Here is an 18,381-nt window from a genome sequence, read left to right as displayed (position 1 = left end):
TTAAACTGTGTGGGAAGATGATCGATCATGGAGAGGGTGGAAATTGATTCTAGGTACTGCTTCAATCAATCTTTGGCTGTAAGCGTGTGCGGGTGATAGGATCACATCATGTGTCGCACGATCTTCAATAAGTTGTCCTTGATGCATGACTAACATTCGTTCACAAAGATCCGATACCAACGAAATGTCGTGGGTCACGACGAGTAATCCCATCTGGTTTTCATGACAGACCCTTTTCAGTAACGACTTAATTTGCTCTTTCAATGGTAGGTCAAGGCCACTTGTTGGCTCGTCTGCTAATAGAAATTTAGGTTGTATAATCAATGCACGAGCTAATGCAATCCGCTGAGCTTGACCACCTGACAGTTCACCAGCCTTCTTATAAAGAATACTAACCGGTAACTCGACTTGTTTTACGGCACGTTCTAACGCGGTTTGGCAAGGTTTTCCTGCGGTTAATCGCTTCAACGGTTCCGCGAGCAGTTTTGCTACGGTTTGACTGGGAGGCAAGGCGGTATGAGGATCTTGTGGGATATATTGTACTAAGCGACGATAATTTTTTAGCACTCGCCAAGAAGAATGGATAATAGGAGTTCCAGCACAATATATTTGTCCAGTTTGGGGCGCGGCTAAGCCTAGGATTAACTTTAATAGTGTCGATTTACCACTGCCAGATTCACCGACTAGGCCGATGCGTTCTTGTTGGCCAATAGTTAGCGACAGTTGATTAATGATGGGGTGTGCTTTGTCCGCTCTCCAACCTGTCGAGTGATAACCGTAATTGATGGCATTGAGCATAAGGAAATGCACATACGGGTCGATATTTTTTAGCATGCACTGGCCATCCTAGCAGGTACGATAAGGTTATTGAGATGATTCTTACTTGTCGCTTGAACCAACTGCTGGGTATAGACATGAGTGGGGGATGTGAGTAACTCATTCATGCTGCCTGTTTCTATAATTCGACCATTTTGCATCACAATCGCTCTTTGACACAGTTGAGCTGCGACATTAATGTCATGAGTAATGAACAGTAAAGAGAGACGACGGCTATGTAGCTGTTGATCGTGATGACAACGCTCACCGCAACATTGCTGAAGTAACGTGATGACCTGTTTTTGATTAATGACATCGAGTGCGGTAGTTGGTTCGTCGGCGACGAGCAGGCTTGATCCACTTAGCAGTGCAAAAGCAATACATAAGCGTTGGCGTTGTCCGCCAGACAGTTCACAAGGTAAACGAGACAGTATATTGGTTAATTGCATCTTATCCGTTAGTGTTTGTAGCTCATGCTGTGAACGAAGATGAGTACTGAGCATCATCTGCTTACCGACGCTCATCAGTGGGTTAAGTGCACTGAAACTATCTTGAAATATCGTCGCGACACGTGATTGAGCTTGACGAATCAGAGTGGGTTGGTTTGCGATATTATCGCCATCGAAATCAATGACTCCCTCAATATGGCAGTAAGGGGGTAAAGTTCCGCTGATCGCTCGAGCGGTCAGTGATTTCCCCGATCCCGAAGCGCCTAATAAAGCAACGCGTTCCCCTTCATATAACTGAAAGCTAACGTTATCCAAAAGTTGAGTTCCATCAATGCGTAAGCTTAAGTTTCTGACATCTAAAATCTTTTTCTTATTTTTCATAATACGAACTTTTGGATTGATTGAAATACGTTATAACATAACAATCTTGTCATGATTATAAATAACTTTCAATTTGATTTTTATATCATTTAATAAGCAATGAGTTGCTCTTTGGTTAAATCTTCGTTTGATGAAAAAGGGGCAAATGCTGTCATTCCTATCTAATGAACACAGTATGTCTGTCTGCGTTATAGGAATTCCTACCGCCATGAACAAAAGTTACAAAAGATAAAGATAGTTACATTAATCGGGTGCTCAATATTCGATTGATGAAGGGTTGTTAGAATAACGGCATAATTTTAACAATCTTATAAAAAGGTAGAATATGTTAGCCAATAATGTGACCTCCTCAAAAGATAAGCGGATGATTAATATCATCTTTGCTCTATCGGCTGCTGTGATACTCTTTTCGACTCTGTCCAATAACTTACCAACAGGAATCATTGGTGCGATTGGCATCATGGTTGTGGTTGGTTATATCCTAAACCTAATTGGCGATAAAACGCCGATTGTAAATCAATTCTTTGGTGGTGGGGCGATTGTGGTCATTTTTGGCTCTTCCTACCTTTTTCATAGCGGCATAATGCCACATGAAACCACCGAAACCGTGACCACTTTTGTTAAAGGCGGTGGATTTTTATCCTTTTTTATCGCCAGTCTAGTGACTGGATCCATTCTTGGCATGGACACGCAGGTTCTTAAAAAAGCGGCGCTAAAATACATTCCAGTGATCTTAGGCGGTGTTGGGTGTGCTTTTTTATTTGCGGGCATTGTTGGCAGTTTATTAGGTGAGGGGTTCTTTGCTTCTGTCATGTTGATTGCTTTACCGATCATGGGCGGCGGTATGGGCGCTGGTGCGGTACCTTTGGTTGAAATTATGTCGGGTAATACAGGCATGTCAGCCGAAATGCTGTTGTCGAAAATGGTTCCTGCATTAGCGATAGGTAACGCGATAGCGATTGTGATCGCAGGGCTGCTGGATAAGTTGGGTAAACAATATCCGTCATTAACTGGCAACGGACAACTGCTTCGAGGCAGTCGTGAACAACCAGCGGTTTCTGAAAAAGAGTTACCGGTATCGATCAATGTGTTAGGGATAGGTGCACTGCTGGCTATCACTATGTATTTCGTTGGCACGATGTTGAGCGATGTGATCAGCATGCACCCTTATGCTTTAATGATCCTATTTGTCGCATTGGTCAAAGTCATGGGGTTGATTCCACGGGAGTTAGAAAAAGCCGCTCATGGTTGGTATAAGTTTGTAGTGGATAACTTAACACCAGCGTTACTGGTCGGAATCGGTGTTGCTTACACTGATCTTAACCAAATTCTCGCTTCATTAACTATGGTCTATTTCTTAATGGTTCTGGCAACCGTGCTCGGTGCAGTAGTTGGGGCTGCGTTGATGGGCCGATTAATCGGCTTTCATCCTATTGAAGCGGCGATCACCGCCGGCTTATGCATGGCAAACATGGGTGGAACGGGAGATGTGGCGGTGCTTGCGGCCAGCAAACGGATGGAGCTTATGCCTTTCGCGCAAATTTCATCACGCATTGGTGGGGCTTTGATGCTAATCATGGCGACCTTCATCATCGAACTCTTAAAATGACGCCTTCGATTAACGCTTTACGGGTTAAGTTGTGTTAGTGATAGTCAGCACTATAATTACCAATAGTATGATTGGGCTTCGATTGTACTTCGGGAAGCATCGCTATGCGTGATCGTATTTTGAGCGCGGTATCGGCTCTAGATTGACCGACACTGATGACAGTCTCTGAGTGACGTCGAGTCACAACTTAGTGGTTTCGATAAGCGTTTAATTGCCCCCTCGATAAAGGAAAATACATGTTCTATCTACATATGCTGCTTCTTTTTGCAGTGATTTTTACTGGTATCCGTTATGGCGGTATCGCGTTTGGTTTGCTTGGTGGCTTAGGGGTTTCGGTTCTCGCGTTTGTTTTTGGTGTCGCTCCCGGAACGCCGCCAATTGGCGTCATGCTGATCATTTTAGCAGTGGTATCGGCTTCAGCGACATTAGAAGCCACCGGCGGATTAAAATTGTTGGTTAAATATGCAGAAAAAATGTTGCGTAAACACCCTAATCATATTGTTTATCTCGGCCCACTTTGCACCTATTCATTAACCGTATTAGTCGGCACTGGTCACTCGGTTTATCCGCTGTTACCAGTGATTTACGATGTTGCGTATAAAAAAGGCATTCGACCTGAACGACCAATGGCGATTGCGTCAGTGGCATCACAAATGGGCATTACAGCCAGCCCCATCGCCGCTGCGGCTGCGGTATTCATGGCCACTGCTGCTGACAATAATTTAGATATTGGTTTACACAACGTGTTGATGGTGACCATACCAGCCACGCTGATAGGTCTATTGGTTGCTTGTACGTGGAGTTTAAACCGAGGCAAAGATCTCGATAAAGATCCTGAGTTTCAAGCACGTTGCCAAGATGAAGAATTCCGTAATGGCCTTATCGATCCTGAAGCCGAAGTCGTTGAGGGCTCTAGCGAAGATAAAAAAGCCAAAACAGGTTTATTGGTGTTTATGCTGGGTATTGCCTCTGTCATTTTTGTTGCCATGTTTGGTAAAGAGTTAGGGTTACTACCGAATGGCGTCAATATGTCGGTTGCGATTCAGTTTTTAATGTTGTCAGTTGGGGCAATCATCTTACTGACCACCAATATTCAGCCGTCGAAAATCGTCAACAGCCATGTCTTTATTGCTGGGATGACCGCGGTAATTATTATCTTTGGTATTGCTTGGCTCAGTGACACTATCATCAGTTATCATAAAACCTTTTTGATCGATATGGTGCGTGATGTGGTGAATCATCATCCATGGACTTTTGCGATAGCGATGTTTGCTGTCTCTATCTTCTTAAAAAGCCAAGCGGCGGTATTAACCATTATGTTGCCATTGGGTTTTTCGTTAGGGATCCCAGCAGAAGTGATCATTGGGGTATTACCAGCTTGTTACGCGTATTTCTTCTTTCCCTTCTACCCAAGCGATCTCGCTGCAATAAGCTTCGACCGCTCAGGGACAACTCGGATCGGCAAGTATGTATTAAACCATAGCTTCTTGATGCCAGGATTTATCGGTGTTTCAACTGCAACCATCGTGGGCTATTTTTTATCGATGGCCATTAATGGTTAACGATTAGGCGCACTCATGATTCACTCATTCTTATGCCAGCGATTAAGTGGTGAGCTGGCTAAGGATGAGTGAACTCAAGAGAGCAAAAATTATTTGACCAAATGATACAAACGGCGCGGTCTACCGCCCGTTTTATAGTTTAGTGCTAAGCGAACCACTCCTTCTGATTCTAAAAACTCCAGATAACGACGAGCAGTAATTCGGCTCACATTCATAAGTTCACCAATCTCATCCGCTGAAAATTCGGCTAACTGTGGTTGTTTTAGGAGTGTTTTCAATGATGCTAAGGTCGTGGCGTCGATCCCTTTGGGAGTTTGCCTTAATGATTTAATGGCTGATTTACCGAGAATATCATCGATATCACCTTGATCAACGGTGGCAGTACGTGCCAATTTTGCTGTGTAATGTTTGTAATCATCTAATGCTTGATGGACTCGTGAAATTCGCAGTGGCTTAACCAAATAATCGGTTACACCTAATTGAATGGCTTTTTGTACGGTGGTGGTTTCACGCTCGGCGGTCGTCATAATAAAATCACAGCTTACTTGTTGCTTGCGTAATTGACGAATCACATCAATGCCACTGCCGTCTGGTAGGCTAATATCGACAAAAATCAGCTGCGGTTGAAAAGCGGTATATTGCAATAAAGCATCGGCACAACTTTCACTGACAGCAACGACGATAAAATCAGGATGTTGATTAATCGCTGATTCAAGCATATAGCTAGCTCGGTGATCATCTTCAAGTAACATCACAGTTGTTTTATTCATAATGGAGAACTTTATTTTTATCTAAGTAAATACTAAATAGGGTGGTATTCTCGTCGGTTCTTTCCCAGTCAATACTGCCATTAAAATTATCGACCCATTGTTTGACCAAATACAAGCCTACGCCACTTTGTTCATGATCGAGTTTCGTTGTTACCCCAAACTCTAGAATATGTTTGGCAATTTGCTCGCTCACTCCAGTGCCACTGTCTTGTATTTCAAAAATAATATGATTACTTCGATCACTAAGATAAATATGCACTAAAGGAGAGCAACTCGCCCGATTTTTCCACGCCGCAAGTAAAGCATTATCAATAAGATTGCCTAAGATAGTCACAAACTTTTCAGAAAGATTTTTTGGATAGCTCGATAAATGAGTATCTTCATCAATAATAAACTTAACGCCAATTTCTGAAGCTTTATTAAACTTAGCCAGTAGTAGACCTGCAACCACACTATCATTGACTGAAAAAACAATATTATGAATGATAGACTGGTAACGATCGGTTTCTTGTTGGATAAATTCAATCGCCTCATGGTATTTTTGACTTTGTAACATACCAGATAAGACATTTAATTTATTAGAGTATTCATGAGTTTTACTGCGTAAGAGTTGAGCATAATTTTTAAGATAAACCACCTCACGTTCAAGTTCATTTTGTTCCAGATTAGGAAAAAAGACAATAACTTGGCCTTTAAGTCCTTTCGGAGTAGTAATAGGGTAAATATCTACTTTGTAGTTTAATTGACCAATTAAAAATTCACCTTGATGTAATTGGCTCGGTTTAGCTAAAACCAAGTGACTTAATGGTGTTGAATAACGGGAGAGTGGTTGGTTTAAATAATCATAACGATTACATACCCCCATAGAGAGCTTCTGCATCGCACTATTATTGATGGTGGTAATATTCATATTGTTATCTATGGCAATAATCGCATCACGAATACTGTCTAACACCATTTCATGCTCACGAAACTTATGAATAATAAATTCCGGTTCATAGTCAAGAAACGTTCGTTTCATTTTAAAAACAAACGCACTGCTGATCCCGATGCCTAGTAAATAGACAAGAGCAATTAAGCCACCAAGATGACCATATTGTGCCAATAAAATATCCGATGTTTTCTCAGATAAATAACCGATACTAACCGCACCAATAACTTCGTCTTGCCAGTAAATAGGTGAGAAATTACGAATGGCTTTACCTAAAGTTCCTGAATGAATACTGCTGTATTCAGCGCCTTGGATTAATACCGGATAAATATCCTCACCAATGAATTTTTGACCGACTCGCGTTGCATCGGGGTGGCTTAACCGAATCGCCTTTTTATCCACAACCACAATATAAGAAGCATCGGTTTGGGCGCGGATATGTTCCATATAATCAGCAATTGAGGCATTAGGGAGAGCTAAATTTTGTGCTTTAACCGCATCAATCACGGCTGGGTCATTGGCGATAACGCGTGCTAACTCTAAGCCACGAGCTTTAAGCCCCTCAGTATAAGAGTTCTGGAGCAGAAAGAAGATCGCACAAGTGACGACAATCACAATCGAAGACGTTGTCGCAATCGTCGTTAATGCTAAATAACTTTTTAGTTTCATGCCCCCGCCTAACGATGATGGACTGTACGTTTAGCCCTGATAACCAAGATAAAAATAAGATCATCAGTATATCGTGAAACTGCAACAGAATGTGCAGCTATCCGTGAACGCAGTTCGCGAAAATGTGAATTAAGGCAGTAATAAAAGCATGATTGATTCGGCATTATGCAACAGAGCCTAAAGCCTCTTAGGTGTGCTTATGTTAGGGTGAGACGATAGTGTTAGGTGCCAAATCAAGATAGTAAACCACTTGATCTGGCGTTAAATGATGTGGCGTTGTAGGTGAGCGTTGAGTGTCGAGATCAGCGAGAATGCATAAGGAATAAAACATGGACGATTTATCCCCTTCCGATTTAAAAACCATCCTGCACTCAAAGCGCGCCAATATGTATTACTTGGAATATTGCCGTGTGATGCAAAAAGATGGCCGCGTGCTCTATTTAACGGATGTAGCGCGCCGCGAGTTGTGAGCACTTCGGACTAAAAGAATGAGCACTAAAAAAAGTGCTCATTTAACCAGTCATTATGTTTAAAACTCGTTTAAACCCGCATTAAATCCGGCTCAGTGGGTAGCTCAATCTCCAACGGAAAACCCTCCTGATCTGTCACGTCAAGCAAATCCCGCCGATACACTGCAAGCGCCTGCCTTTCATCATCTAACAACTCACCCCATCGCAAAGGGTTCATCACAAATTGGTCGAGCTCTTTAAGCTTCATATCTCGCAGCGAACGCACTCGCGCAGCTTCCGACTCATGTTTTTCACGTTCTAAGTCTTCTGCGGTTTTAATGTTTTTAAATGTCATTAGAGTCACCCCCAGACAATTCAATATCAGGATCAGGTAGCCAGCGAATAGGGCAAGGAACTTCTCCTTGCTCAATATCGAAAGTGTAATCTGCCCACTCAGTAGATTGAAGTGGTTCAGCTTTACTAGAATCGTAACAGTATTGAACTGTTACTTCATCACGAGTAACAATACCAATGAACGGACTACCTTCTTCCGCCTCTGCTTGCCCACCTTCTGGTATAATGGACAAATCATATTCTTGTCCATCAACAGTGATAATCAGCCCATTTACGGATACTGTAGTTGTATGACACACCGGGTAAGGACTTAAAACTATTTTCATATGTTGTGCTTCCCTATCAGAGTGACTAGAAACGATCTCGAGACATCGGCGTTAGACATATCACTATTATCTATCCTGTATAATGTTGCTGACCCGTTCGATGGGTCAACATTGAGATGCGTATTAGCTAAAAACCTATTCGCGACTGCTGAATATGCCGCATGTACCATGGAAATAAACCCTGATGGGTTCTGGCTCGATTGAAATGGGGCCACCGCTGGAATCGTAAGCGAAAATACACCACCACTAAGCAATGACAGATAGTTTGTAAAGTCTATTGATACTTGCGCTTGTGTAATTTGCATTCCTCCAGCATAGCGCCAGAACCTACCATTCGGGGTTACTCCGAACTCTACCAAGCCTCCAGCAGATACAGGAGCTACTGCGTTGCCGGTGTGGTACAAATCAACAAAGGGGTCTGCGTTTTCTCCGTTGACAGACCTTATTGATATTTGATTGTTTATAGCTCGACCTGCAATCTGCACCCCTGAGTTATTCGAATTTACTAGATTAAGTACTGTCCTAGCCCCAGCCCCAGGTGATGGAGCGGCTACATTAGAAAAAGAGTACATTCCGCTAGGCAGTGGAATGTTATAATCGGATTGAATAGGTGAAGTTATTCTGCCGATGCCACCATAGCCCACAATAGCTACTTTTCCCGCGGTCACGTCCGTGGGTGAATTCACCACATTTCCAGAATGCAAAATTTCCTGCCAACCGCTAAGCCATCCAGAGCTGCCATGCTCCGCACTGTACGTACGGAAAAACCTACGAGACTGCACAAGTGCCGTGTAAAAGACTGTCACAAATTGACCGTTTCTTAGCACGGAATAAGTGCCAGACAAACCTTGTGGCCTATTGGCTACCGAGCCATCCGCTCTATATACATCAGTCAATAACGTATGGGCTTCGTCCATATCGGACACGCCGAACCTCGGTGTCGTTAACCTAAGGCCATCAACTTTTTCTTTGGCATCATCATCATAGTCGTTAGTAGATAAGCCTTTCCCTTCTTCTTTATCGACTTTGTTATTTATATCCTCAAGTAACTCATCAGTTAGATCGTTAGTGGATAATCCCTTGCCTTCTTCCTTTTCTACAAAATTAGCATAAAGCTCGTTGAGGGTATCTGATGCTGCTTTTCTTAGATTTCTAACCTCTTCAACAGCGTTGTTAAAATCACCGAATGTCGGCACGACAACCGCTTGAACGCTTGATTGGGTCGCGTAAGCCCATGGTTTTCGCAACTGTAACTGGTTGGCAAAAACGCCTTCAACTTCAACTAAATCGAAACCCGCTAGTAGTAGAGCATCACCCGTTTTTATACCGACGGTGCTACCTGTATTTACAACGATAACATTGCTGTTGTTAGTCGCAGTGACGGATGTTAACTGAATCCAACTCATTGCTAATCCTCTTACTAATACTTAATTGACGCTGAAAAATCATAGTCTTCTGTTTTACTGAGTAGCGCACGCATAACTACATCTTCAACCATGAGCGAAATAGCTGGCGTAGACTGACCGCTCCTAGGGCGCAATGCGACCTGAAGCTCATAAGCGACTGGTGGGAAGTCCTCGCCAATATCCGTGCTCGGCAGGTCGATGTAACTGAATGAATTGCGCGTAAATCGATAAACGTAACCCGTGTTAAAAGGTCGCCATACCATCGTTAGCGTTGAGCGCCCCCAACTTGACTCTAGAGGGAACACTGAGCTAGAAAACTTACGTCGTAAGCGTACGGCCAAGCTTGCTTGATGCGGATAAGATGATGAGTTAGCAATGGTTTCATTTAACTGCCCATTTGTAACCCCTGAGCTATCTATCATCGCATCCATAAATAACTCAACTTGCAAGCGTTGGCTAAAGTCAGCTTGAGGAATTAGAATCTCGCCGACGGTCACGAACTGCAACTGAGTGGTACCAAAGACATAATTAGAAATAGCCGGAAAGTCTAGAAACACAGCTTGGGCGCCATTATCCCTTGACGACGTGGCAATGACGCTAGACGACTGTGAACCAATCATCTGTTTTGCATATACATAACCTTCAAACCACCCAGTCCCACCCTTGATCACAGGGGCTGATAGCTCCGAACCAGCCACGAAGCGATCACCGAAAACCGTTCCGGGAGTGATGAGGTTACCGTTAAAACGAACCCCCGGAGATACCCATGACACACCATCGAAGCTTTTGACGCTTGAGACTAGCTCATCGTTAGATACATACGTCAGCATGTCATCAAGTATCGGGGCGCGGCCATATCTTGCAGTAAAATCAGCGGTAGCCAGAGCATCGCTAGGGAATACACCATTTCGTAACTTCAACGTCCCCCAAATAGTCCCTGATTTTCCTTGCAGCTCATCTCGTGACGTAATCATCTGACCGTCATCGAGTATTAAACGACCTTTTAAGACCATTTTCTTGCTAGTTGAATCGATGTATAACGTGGGGATGAAATTACCAGACGCATCTTGATCACCAACCCTAAAGTGCTCTGCAATCAAGTCTAATGATGTTGTCGCTCCGTCATTTGTATTGACCAAACCAGTGATACGGCCTTGGTTGTTAACGATAAGCCCACCGCGAGCAATCAAGTTACCATCCACATCTTCAAAAACCTGCATTAACTGAGAAATTGACGCAGTTTGACCACTGCCATTATCAACTTGCAAATTACGAATAAACTCAGCCAGAGGCCCATCAAGCCAAGAATGTCCCGCGGCAACACAAGCTACCGCATCAGTATGAGATGTCACGTTGCCCTCGGCATCGACGCAATAACCCACCGCAGCGCGCGTATAATTGTTAGCACGCGCCAGCGTATCCTCATCACCATCTTCGATTTTAGCGAGCAGCAGTTGCTGAGACTCAGCCAGCGCTTGTTCGTTATTGGCGACAGCATTACTTAGCTCTTGAATATATGCCGTGTTCTCATCGTATTTCGCGAGCAGATCCAATAACTCCTTGGCTTGGGCCGAGATATCATCCGCTTGCTGACTGAGCATACGTCGCGCATACGCTAAACTGATTTTTTGGCGCTGAGTTTCATCCTCACGATGATAGTCACCAATTTCATTTAAGAGAGCATTCAGCCCTGCATCCTGCTTTTCATTTAAGTTGTTCGTGCGCTGCTCAATTTGATTAATTGTGCTTTCTAGAGACTCATTTAAGACGCGATCAATATCGCCGTGAATCACTTCCCAAACATCATCACTATTGAACGTGGTTTGTGCGCTTGTACGGTACCAGCTTGACATGCCCCAACGCGACACCTCACGAACAGCAATGTGATAAAGTGTATCCGCTTTTAAGTTGCTGACTGTGATCACTTTGGCTCGACCAACGATAAATGGCTCAAGCTCTGTATCTGTTGCCGTCTCTTCAAAGCCCAATGCAAAGTCATACATGGTGTCAAAATTGACAGCGCCAGCGGAAACAGGCATTAACTCTAACACCCAGTTCCCCGCATTAACTTCGCAGCCGATTGGGGTCTGAGGAGCCGCAGCATTAAACGCCAAACTAGCCACCGGAGAGCGTCGCTCATAACTGATCGCAACAACTCGCACCTCGTACTGACCAACGCTAAAGCCATCTTGCAATCGGTATTGCTTGTCGATCACGTTTTCTTTGCGCAGGAACTCACCATCTTTATAAAAGCTCAATTCAAACGAAGTGCCACCTAAGCTACGGTGCTGCCAAGTGATCAATGCTTGCAAAGTATTCGAATCAAAGAGCGTTGTATAAGTGAGATGAGTGACGGCTTCAACATCGCGACTGACTAAAGATGGCAATCCGGGGCGCTCAGGCACTTTGGCTGTACTGCCGTTAAATTCATAATGACTTAGCTTAGTTTGGCGGGCCTCAAGAGCCACAACGCCATTTTTGGAGTGCTTCCAGTTTGTGACGATAAACTCAACGCCTTGCCACTCGTTTTCAGGGAAATCGAAACGAAAAACGGTACCGGGCAGGAGCTGCATGGCTTTTAGCGTGCATGAAAAGTTAATCGTTAACGCATCACGAATTGTTAGTAAGTGAATTTTTGCAAGCCGCTGCGCTTGGTAGGGGGATGGGACAGACATCAAATCTAAATCATCGACCACTTCATAGCCGTCTTGGGCAACGAAGCCAGCATGAGTGAATACAGGCATATCAACCGTATTCCAGTTGTCCTCTGGATCGGCATATTTAGCAGAGACTGTATTAATGAGATCACGACGGCGCACATCGGGATTAACAGTAATGTCGCCTACCACGTCATTCTCATTTAATGTAACAACACCGGGCCCGTAAAACGCACCGACTTGCATCGCGTGACGACCAGCCACCCGCAGCGATTCGCCAGCGCAGGTCGAGCGAATAGTTTGCAGCACTTGGCGCGGATTCGTATCAGCAAAAAAAGCATAATTGCAGCGATAGCGCTTTTCAGTACCGACTGGCGTAGAAACCAGCTCATCACAAATGTTCGCCGATGAGATGTAGCTCTCATCGATAGGCACACCAAGCTTAAGCGCCGTTCTGTACCAACGAACCATCAAAGCGGGGTTATCGCTCCATTGAGTCTGCCCAGTTCGCGGATCGAATAAGCGCATGCCTTTAACTGAAAATTTGGCATTTGGAATGCTACTCGGCCATTTATCAGGATCAGAGCGCAACTTTATATGAGCAAAGCATTGCTGATCACCGCGCATTGAACCATCCCAGTCAGGCAAGCCCGCCAGCGTTGGTGGCACTTTATTGTGATCGCCTAAATAGATATACACCCATCCAGCACCATTTTTATGGCGAAACTCGATATCAGCGCCTGACGTCGTAGAAGCTTGCCGAACCAATAGCTCATCATCTAACCAAGCATGCGTCACATCGTCACACACATGACCTGCAAGATGCACGACCACGTTTGCCCATTCACCCACGCCCTCATCGTTTGGCGCACCTTCTTCGCTAGCAAAGACCATCGGGCCAGACAAGACAGGGTGACCCAAAATGATTTGCTTTGGCGATGCAGCATCCTTAAACATCTGCTTTGAGGCTTCTCCGGCACCACGCTGAGCCATCGCGTTTTTCATTTTTTTCGCTTGACGGCGAGCCTCTATAGCAACGTAAGCAGGTGCACCAAAAAGAGCGGTACCTATCGCTTGTACAGGAAAGACAACACCTAAAACTTTTTTAGCAGACGACACTACAACGCTCCCCAAGCTCTACACGCCAAGCAACACTCGCAAAGCGTAAAGGAACACAAACCAAACCATCTGTTGACAACGCATAAATACCGTCACCACCCACGATGCCACACAACGTCACATCACCGCGTTTACACCATGCAATATCACCGCGCTGAGCAAGCTTAGGCGTTTCAAGACGAACGCCGTGCTCATCGAGCACTGTTGACACTAATCCAAATAGATCGCCATAGCCTTTTTCGGCAATAAGCTTTGCGCTACCCGCATCTGAGCTATAGCACCCACGGAACTCACAAGAAAAATCAATACCAGTCAGCAAGCGAAACCAATCACTAATAAAAAGGGCACAGTCGTTCTGGCCCGTCTCAAATGGCTTATCTCGATGTTCATTCAAAAAATCAGTTAATAATTCGAGCTTATTCATTTAAAACTTCCTCAGCGGAATACCGTCTTTCTTGCTGCCCCAATACATGACAAAATTTTCCATGTGCTTGATGTACTTATAAAAATTATCCGTTGAAAATTGGGCCTTGTGGCTCTCATCGGTACAGCGCCAATTTAAGCCTTTTTCAAGCGCATCATCAGGAGCTGTGAGTGGCAATTGGATCACGTTGTTTTCACCTTGTTTAATGGTTGCGCTATCCATCACGCCATCAAACAGCAACGCCCACGCAGTCACTGCACCTTGCTCATCGAGCACGAGCATAAACAGCTCACCCGTTCGGCCTTGGTAGCCGCCAGCCAACATTTGTGATCGAACCGCATCATCCTTAGTTGACAGCTCTAACGTGATGGACGGCGAAGTTTCATCGCCATCGCCATAAGTCACATCACCGACTGATGCCAAACCGCCCAAGCCGTAGTACGCCGAGCCCGCATCAAACGGAAAGTGAGTAAACACGCCGATTTCGGTATGCAAGCGTACAATCTCATTCGGCCAGTCCAACCGTACTGCGTATATCACTCGGACATTGGGAGCCGATAACGCATCCATCATTTCAGGTGAGAAAAAATCCATCACTCGCTCCTTAAGCCGTTACGTACTCAACGCAAGAAATAGTAAGGTCAGTCATGACAAGCTTGCGTGACGTTGGCCGAGGTACTTCATAACCCGGCGCTAAGCGAAAAATGCCCGTCGGCTGATTAAAATTAATCGTCGTTGCGGCGTTAGCCGGTGCGCGCAGGAACGGCTCAAAAATGACAGTGGCAATACCAGAGGTGTCCGTCACCACATCAGCAAGCAGCCCTTTCAATTCGCCATTAATCTCAACGTAATCACCCGCACTAGCCAACTTTGTTGATGCCTGAGCGCTTATCAGCTTGACCATGCCGGGCAAAGCGCTGGACAACTGAGTAATAGGGTAAGAGCCGCCAGCGCCATTAGCGCTCGGAGCAGACCAGTCAAACAAACGAAACTGCCCATAAGTACCGCGCAGCGACCATAAAAAAGCGATCAGCTCTTGAGCGTCAGCGCGGCGAATGTTCTGAAATTGTAACGATACCGTCCAAAGTCCAGTCGGGCTGGAGATAGACTGCGATGCTTCAGTAAATTTGCTGGTATTAATGCGCTCGGTTCTTTTTAGTTTGAAATCGGAAAGCACAGGGCGCAGCTTTGTTGTCAATAATGGGATACTCATTAGGCACCTATACGAATGCGTGTTGAAATAGGCCCGCCGTTGTCAGCATCGTCATACAATGCGTTCAGCGTTGCGTTTTTCGCTTCTTCAATAAAAATATCCAGTTGGGGAAGGCCATCAGGAGTGGTGCTACTTTCTTGTCGAGCCGCAACCCCAGACGGCGTGTGAATATTCACGACAACACCAGACGATTGAGACTGACTAGCACTGCCAGCACTCATAGCAGAAAACATGGTTTTCATTTGACGCATCACATCGAGCATCCAATAAAAGTTATCGGTTTGCTCAGGGTTCATGACCATTTCGTCTCTTTTGAGCAACCACGTACCTTCGTTAGCTTTGGGGACTCGGCCAATGCCATCGTGAGCCATACCTGCAATGCCCATTGCACCAATAGATGAAGCCACAGGCATTGTGGTTGCCAATGCCGCCGCCATTGCACCAGGAGCAAGCGCAGGACCAACAACAGGTACAGCAGCGGTAGAAGTGTAAGCGTTTATCCCAGCCATTTGCGCTTGTTGCTGAGCCATCGTTTTACCAACCAAAAGCTGGACGACTTGATAGGCCAACCACTCCGCAGCCATGCGGCCAAGCGCATTAATCACTGCTCGACTCATATTTTCGGTTAAGTTAAACATCGCATCGCCGAGGTTATCTGCATCAAAAATCATCGACTCAAACGCATTGCCCATTCCCGACGAAAACGAATCAATCGTTGCCTTAGATAAGCTGTCAAAGTTTTCCAAGTTTGACTTAGCGCTTTCTAAATAACGCTGCCAATAGCCCTTATTAGCTTCTTCACGCTGCTTGCGAAGCTCTGCCTCAATTTCGTTCAAACGGTGTTGATGCTCAGCCTCAGCAATTTCTTGTTGATAGCGATATTCAGCCTCTATCGCAGCAAGCTGCTCTTTATTGCCACGCGCTGCCTCTACTGCGCGATCATACATTTCACGAAGGTTTGATAAGCGATCATTGTGTGCGTAGTTCTGCTCGACGATAGCGCGATTTTCCATCGCCGCGTTCATGGCAAGACGCTTAAGCCAAGCGCTTTCCATTTCATCAGTTTCAGCAAAGAAGTCGGTGACCGCCGAATCCTGTGGACGCTTTGAGTCAAGCAACTGAGCTTGCAAAAGCAGTTGGGTTTTTAGCTCATCATTAATGCCTTTTAGCTCGCCATGCTCAAGTTCGTAACGAACCTTAGCAACTTCGGAAGTCTGTCCATACAGAGCCACTTGACGAGACAGCATTGCCAGCATTTTTTCGCCAGATTTAACGGCTTCTTCATTAACCAGCGCCGCTGGGCCAGTGTTTTCCGACCTAGCATTCTCTAACGCATTTTGAATTTCAGTCTGGCGTTTTAATAATGCTTCACGCCTTTCTTGCTGCTGTTCAATAAACGCATTAAGTTCAGCCAACTCTCTTTTATAAGCTTCGGTTCGCTCATTTTCCTTTGCGAGCGCCTCATCGCTCATACCAAAAACGCTACTAAAACCACCCGTAGAGCCAATAGGTCTATCGATAAGCTTTCGCAAATCATCAATTCGTTTTTCTGCTCTTCTGAAGTCACTCTCTACAGAGTCAAAGTTGAACAACTCCTCTGCTATTTGAATTCGTCTAAGCTCAAGCGTTTTATTGCCTAACTTTTCGACAGACTCTGAAAGAAGATCCGTAGATTCTTTAGCAGTCTTTGTTCGCGTTGCAAAATACCCAATAGCTCCAGCAGCAAGCATCACTATACCTGCGGGGCCACCGAGAGTAGCCATTACAGCCGAACCCGCTCTTGCCACTACATTTAAGCGGGCCTGAGAAGCCGTTAGCGAATCAATTAATGCTTTCTCTCTAACACGCAAGGCTGCATGCGCTTCAGATTGACGAGCGCTAATTAACCCCTGTGCATTAGAGGCTCTCATTGCTTCTATTCTTGCGATTTCAGCTTGCACTGCCGCTAACTCTGCTTTCGTGCTGGCTACCGTCGCTTGAAGTTTTTGACGTTCAACTAAAACAGCGCTGACTTTCGCGTTAGTTAAGTTGACAACCGAGGCCGCTGCACGAGCTGCCGCCATAACCAATGTCACACCGATTACATCAGCAACTAACTGCCCGTTATCATTAAGCACTAACATCAAATCAGCCAGCTTTTCGACGGATGGAGCGGCCTCAACCACCAAGCTTTGCTTTAACGCGCGAGCGACTTCAGACGCCCGAAAAATCGCGTCATTAGCGGCTTCTATCTTGGCGGCATCAATTCGGTTTAGCGTTACGCCAACACGATCAGCTTCCGCTTGCATCTCACGCAAGCCTGCCGAACCATTGGCGAGCATGTTAACCATGCCAACACCTTCTGTGTCGAAGAAACGGAACGCTAACTTCACTCTTGTCGCTTGACTTTCGACGTTCTTAAAGCCATCTGCAATTGCAGCAAGCTGCTCATCAGGCGACATCGCCTGAAGGGTTTTTAAGTCTAGTCCCAGCTCTTTTACTTCAGAAGACAGACCTGTATTCGCATCAGAGCCAGCTAATCTGCGCGTCATACGTTGCAGTGCGGTATCTAAGTTACTTGAACCAACCCCCGTCAATTCAGAGGCGTAACGCAACTGTGTTAATGCTTCAGTGGTAATGCCAATTTTATCTGCATGCTTTGCTGTCTGGTCGATAAGCAGAGCTTGTTGAGTAAACATGCTCTTCATCGCTCCAGCACCGAGCAATGCAGCAAAACCACCTGCCAATCCTTTCAGAGTGCTATTTAGCCCAGCAAACTCGCTGGTTGCAGCCGTGGTTTCTTTACTGAGCTTATTAACCGACGCGCTGGATTGATCGGCACGAGTAGAGAAGTGACGAACCGCCTCATCAGACGCTTTAACACTGCCGACAAACGCCTTGTTATCAGCGTCAAATCGTAGCGTTAGCTTTAACTCATTATTGCTCACGTCGATTTAACTCCTCGGTTACGGTTCGAGCGATGACTTTCAACTTGTGATAATCATCAGGATCAATGTCTCGCTGAGCCATCTCTGCATCAGCTTTTACCGCTATCACGTCCATTCCGACGCACTTATTAAAATTCCACTTCAAAAAACTAGGGATAGAGAGCCACCACTCGACAACAGAAAGGTTTTCTTCCCACAACTCAATCTGCTCTGGCTTTTCATCTTCTAGACTCTCAATACCCCACAAAGCTTTCTCTGCTTGCCATTCATCATTGTCATGCTGAGTAGGGGCGGAGTGGCTTAAAAACGCCAACACCGC

15 protein-coding genes and 1 pseudogene are annotated in these 18,381 nt (G+C 45.2%); 3 read left to right on the top strand and 13 right to left on the bottom strand.

Annotated features, from left to right (window positions below):
- Window positions 1-834, bottom strand: coding sequence for an ABC transporter ATP-binding protein (locus BSR11_RS05820; protein WP_083544881.1), 834 nt, complete (start codon window positions 832-834; stop codon window positions 1-3).
- Window positions 828-1,646, bottom strand: coding sequence for an ATP-binding cassette domain-containing protein (locus BSR11_RS05815; RefSeq protein ID WP_083544879.1), 819 nt, complete (start codon window positions 1,644-1,646; stop codon window positions 828-830). Before BSR11_RS05815 ends, BSR11_RS05820 begins: the two co-directional genes overlap by 7 nt.
- A 364-nt stretch (window positions 1,647-2,010) precedes the next feature.
- Here BSR11_RS05815 and BSR11_RS05810 point away from each other — a divergent pair, with 364 nt between their 5' ends.
- Both BSR11_RS05810 and BSR11_RS05805 read left to right on the top strand, forming a co-directional pair.
- Complete coding sequence (locus tag BSR11_RS05810) at window positions 2,011-3,255, top strand: 2-hydroxycarboxylate transporter family protein (protein WP_240004045.1); 1,245 nt, start codon at window positions 2,011-2,013, stop codon at window positions 3,253-3,255.
- A 236-nt stretch (window positions 3,256-3,491) separates the two neighbouring features.
- Window positions 3,492-4,817, top strand: a complete 1,326-nt coding sequence (locus BSR11_RS05805) for an anaerobic C4-dicarboxylate transporter (protein ID WP_072669513.1) — start codon at window positions 3,492-3,494, stop codon at window positions 4,815-4,817.
- Between the two features lie 89 nt (window positions 4,818-4,906).
- Here BSR11_RS05805 and BSR11_RS05800 read toward each other — a convergent pair whose 3' ends face one another.
- Together BSR11_RS05800 and BSR11_RS05795 are read right to left on the bottom strand one after the other, a co-directional pair.
- Entirely contained in the window at window positions 4,907-5,587 is a 681-nt protein-coding gene (locus tag BSR11_RS05800; protein ID WP_208604774.1) for a response regulator, read from the bottom strand.
- Window positions 5,580-7,187, bottom strand: a complete 1,608-nt coding sequence (locus BSR11_RS05795) for an ATP-binding protein (protein ID WP_072669512.1) — start codon at window positions 7,185-7,187, stop codon at window positions 5,580-5,582. Before BSR11_RS05795 ends, BSR11_RS05800 begins: the two co-directional genes overlap by 8 nt.
- A gap of 329 nt (window positions 7,188-7,516) precedes the next feature.
- On the opposite strand from BSR11_RS05795, the pseudogene BSR11_RS17120 reads away from it, so the two are divergent.
- Window positions 7,517-7,654: pseudogene (locus BSR11_RS17120) on the top strand (type I-F CRISPR-associated endonuclease Cas1f); the annotation flags it as partial.
- Between the two features lie 73 nt (window positions 7,655-7,727).
- Here the strand turns inward: BSR11_RS17120 and BSR11_RS05790 are convergent.
- The 9 genes from BSR11_RS05790 to BSR11_RS05750 all read right to left on the bottom strand — a co-directional run bounded on the left by BSR11_RS05790 (window position 7,728) and on the right by BSR11_RS05750 (window position 18,375).
- The gene (locus BSR11_RS05790) at window positions 7,728-7,991 is read right to left on the bottom strand and encodes a phage tail assembly chaperone (protein WP_072669511.1); all 264 of its coding nucleotides are present in this window, start codon (window positions 7,989-7,991) and stop codon (window positions 7,728-7,730) included.
- The gene (locus tag BSR11_RS05785; protein ID WP_208604773.1) at window positions 7,981-8,223 is read right to left on the bottom strand and encodes a hypothetical protein; all 243 of its coding nucleotides are present in this window, start codon (window positions 8,221-8,223) and stop codon (window positions 7,981-7,983) included. The genes BSR11_RS05790 and BSR11_RS05785 overlap by 11 nt, the downstream gene beginning before the upstream one ends.
- 89 nt (window positions 8,224-8,312) lie before the next feature.
- The gene (locus tag BSR11_RS05780) at window positions 8,313-9,722 is read right to left on the bottom strand and encodes a hypothetical protein (RefSeq protein ID WP_072669509.1); all 1,410 of its coding nucleotides are present in this window, start codon (window positions 9,720-9,722) and stop codon (window positions 8,313-8,315) included.
- Between the two features lie 14 nt (window positions 9,723-9,736).
- Window positions 9,737-13,498, bottom strand: a complete 3,762-nt coding sequence (locus BSR11_RS05775; RefSeq protein ID WP_072669508.1) for a phage tail tip protein J-related protein — start codon at window positions 13,496-13,498, stop codon at window positions 9,737-9,739.
- Window positions 13,485-13,922 carry a DUF6950 family protein gene (locus BSR11_RS05770; protein WP_072669507.1) on the bottom strand — a complete coding sequence of 146 codons (438 nt, stop codon included), beginning with the start codon at window positions 13,920-13,922 and terminating at the stop codon, window positions 13,485-13,487. The genes BSR11_RS05775 and BSR11_RS05770 overlap by 14 nt, the downstream gene beginning before the upstream one ends.
- Entirely contained in the window at window positions 13,923-14,516 is a 594-nt protein-coding gene (locus tag BSR11_RS05765) for a hypothetical protein (RefSeq protein ID WP_072669506.1), read from the bottom strand.
- A gap of 10 nt (window positions 14,517-14,526) precedes the next feature.
- A complete protein-coding gene (locus BSR11_RS05760) occupies window positions 14,527-15,135 on the bottom strand; it encodes a hypothetical protein (RefSeq protein WP_072669505.1) in 609 nt (202 codons plus the stop codon).
- Window positions 15,135-18,062 carry a coiled-coil domain-containing protein gene (locus BSR11_RS05755; RefSeq protein WP_072669504.1) on the bottom strand — a complete coding sequence of 976 codons (2,928 nt, stop codon included), beginning with the start codon at window positions 18,060-18,062 and terminating at the stop codon, window positions 15,135-15,137. The genes BSR11_RS05760 and BSR11_RS05755 overlap by 1 nt, the downstream gene beginning before the upstream one ends.
- The gene (locus tag BSR11_RS05750; protein ID WP_072669503.1) at window positions 18,052-18,375 is read right to left on the bottom strand and encodes a DUF1799 domain-containing protein; all 324 of its coding nucleotides are present in this window, start codon (window positions 18,373-18,375) and stop codon (window positions 18,052-18,054) included. The genes BSR11_RS05755 and BSR11_RS05750 overlap by 11 nt, the downstream gene beginning before the upstream one ends.
- Window positions 18,376-18,381: the final 6 nt, after the last annotated feature.

The sequence above is a fragment of the Vibrio injensis genome (genome assembly GCF_001895205.1).
Classification (GTDB): domain Bacteria; phylum Pseudomonadota; class Gammaproteobacteria; order Enterobacterales; family Vibrionaceae; genus Vibrio; species Vibrio injensis.
The sequence above is the reverse complement of the archived record's forward strand: the minus strand, read 5'-3'. Positions and strand labels throughout refer to the sequence as shown.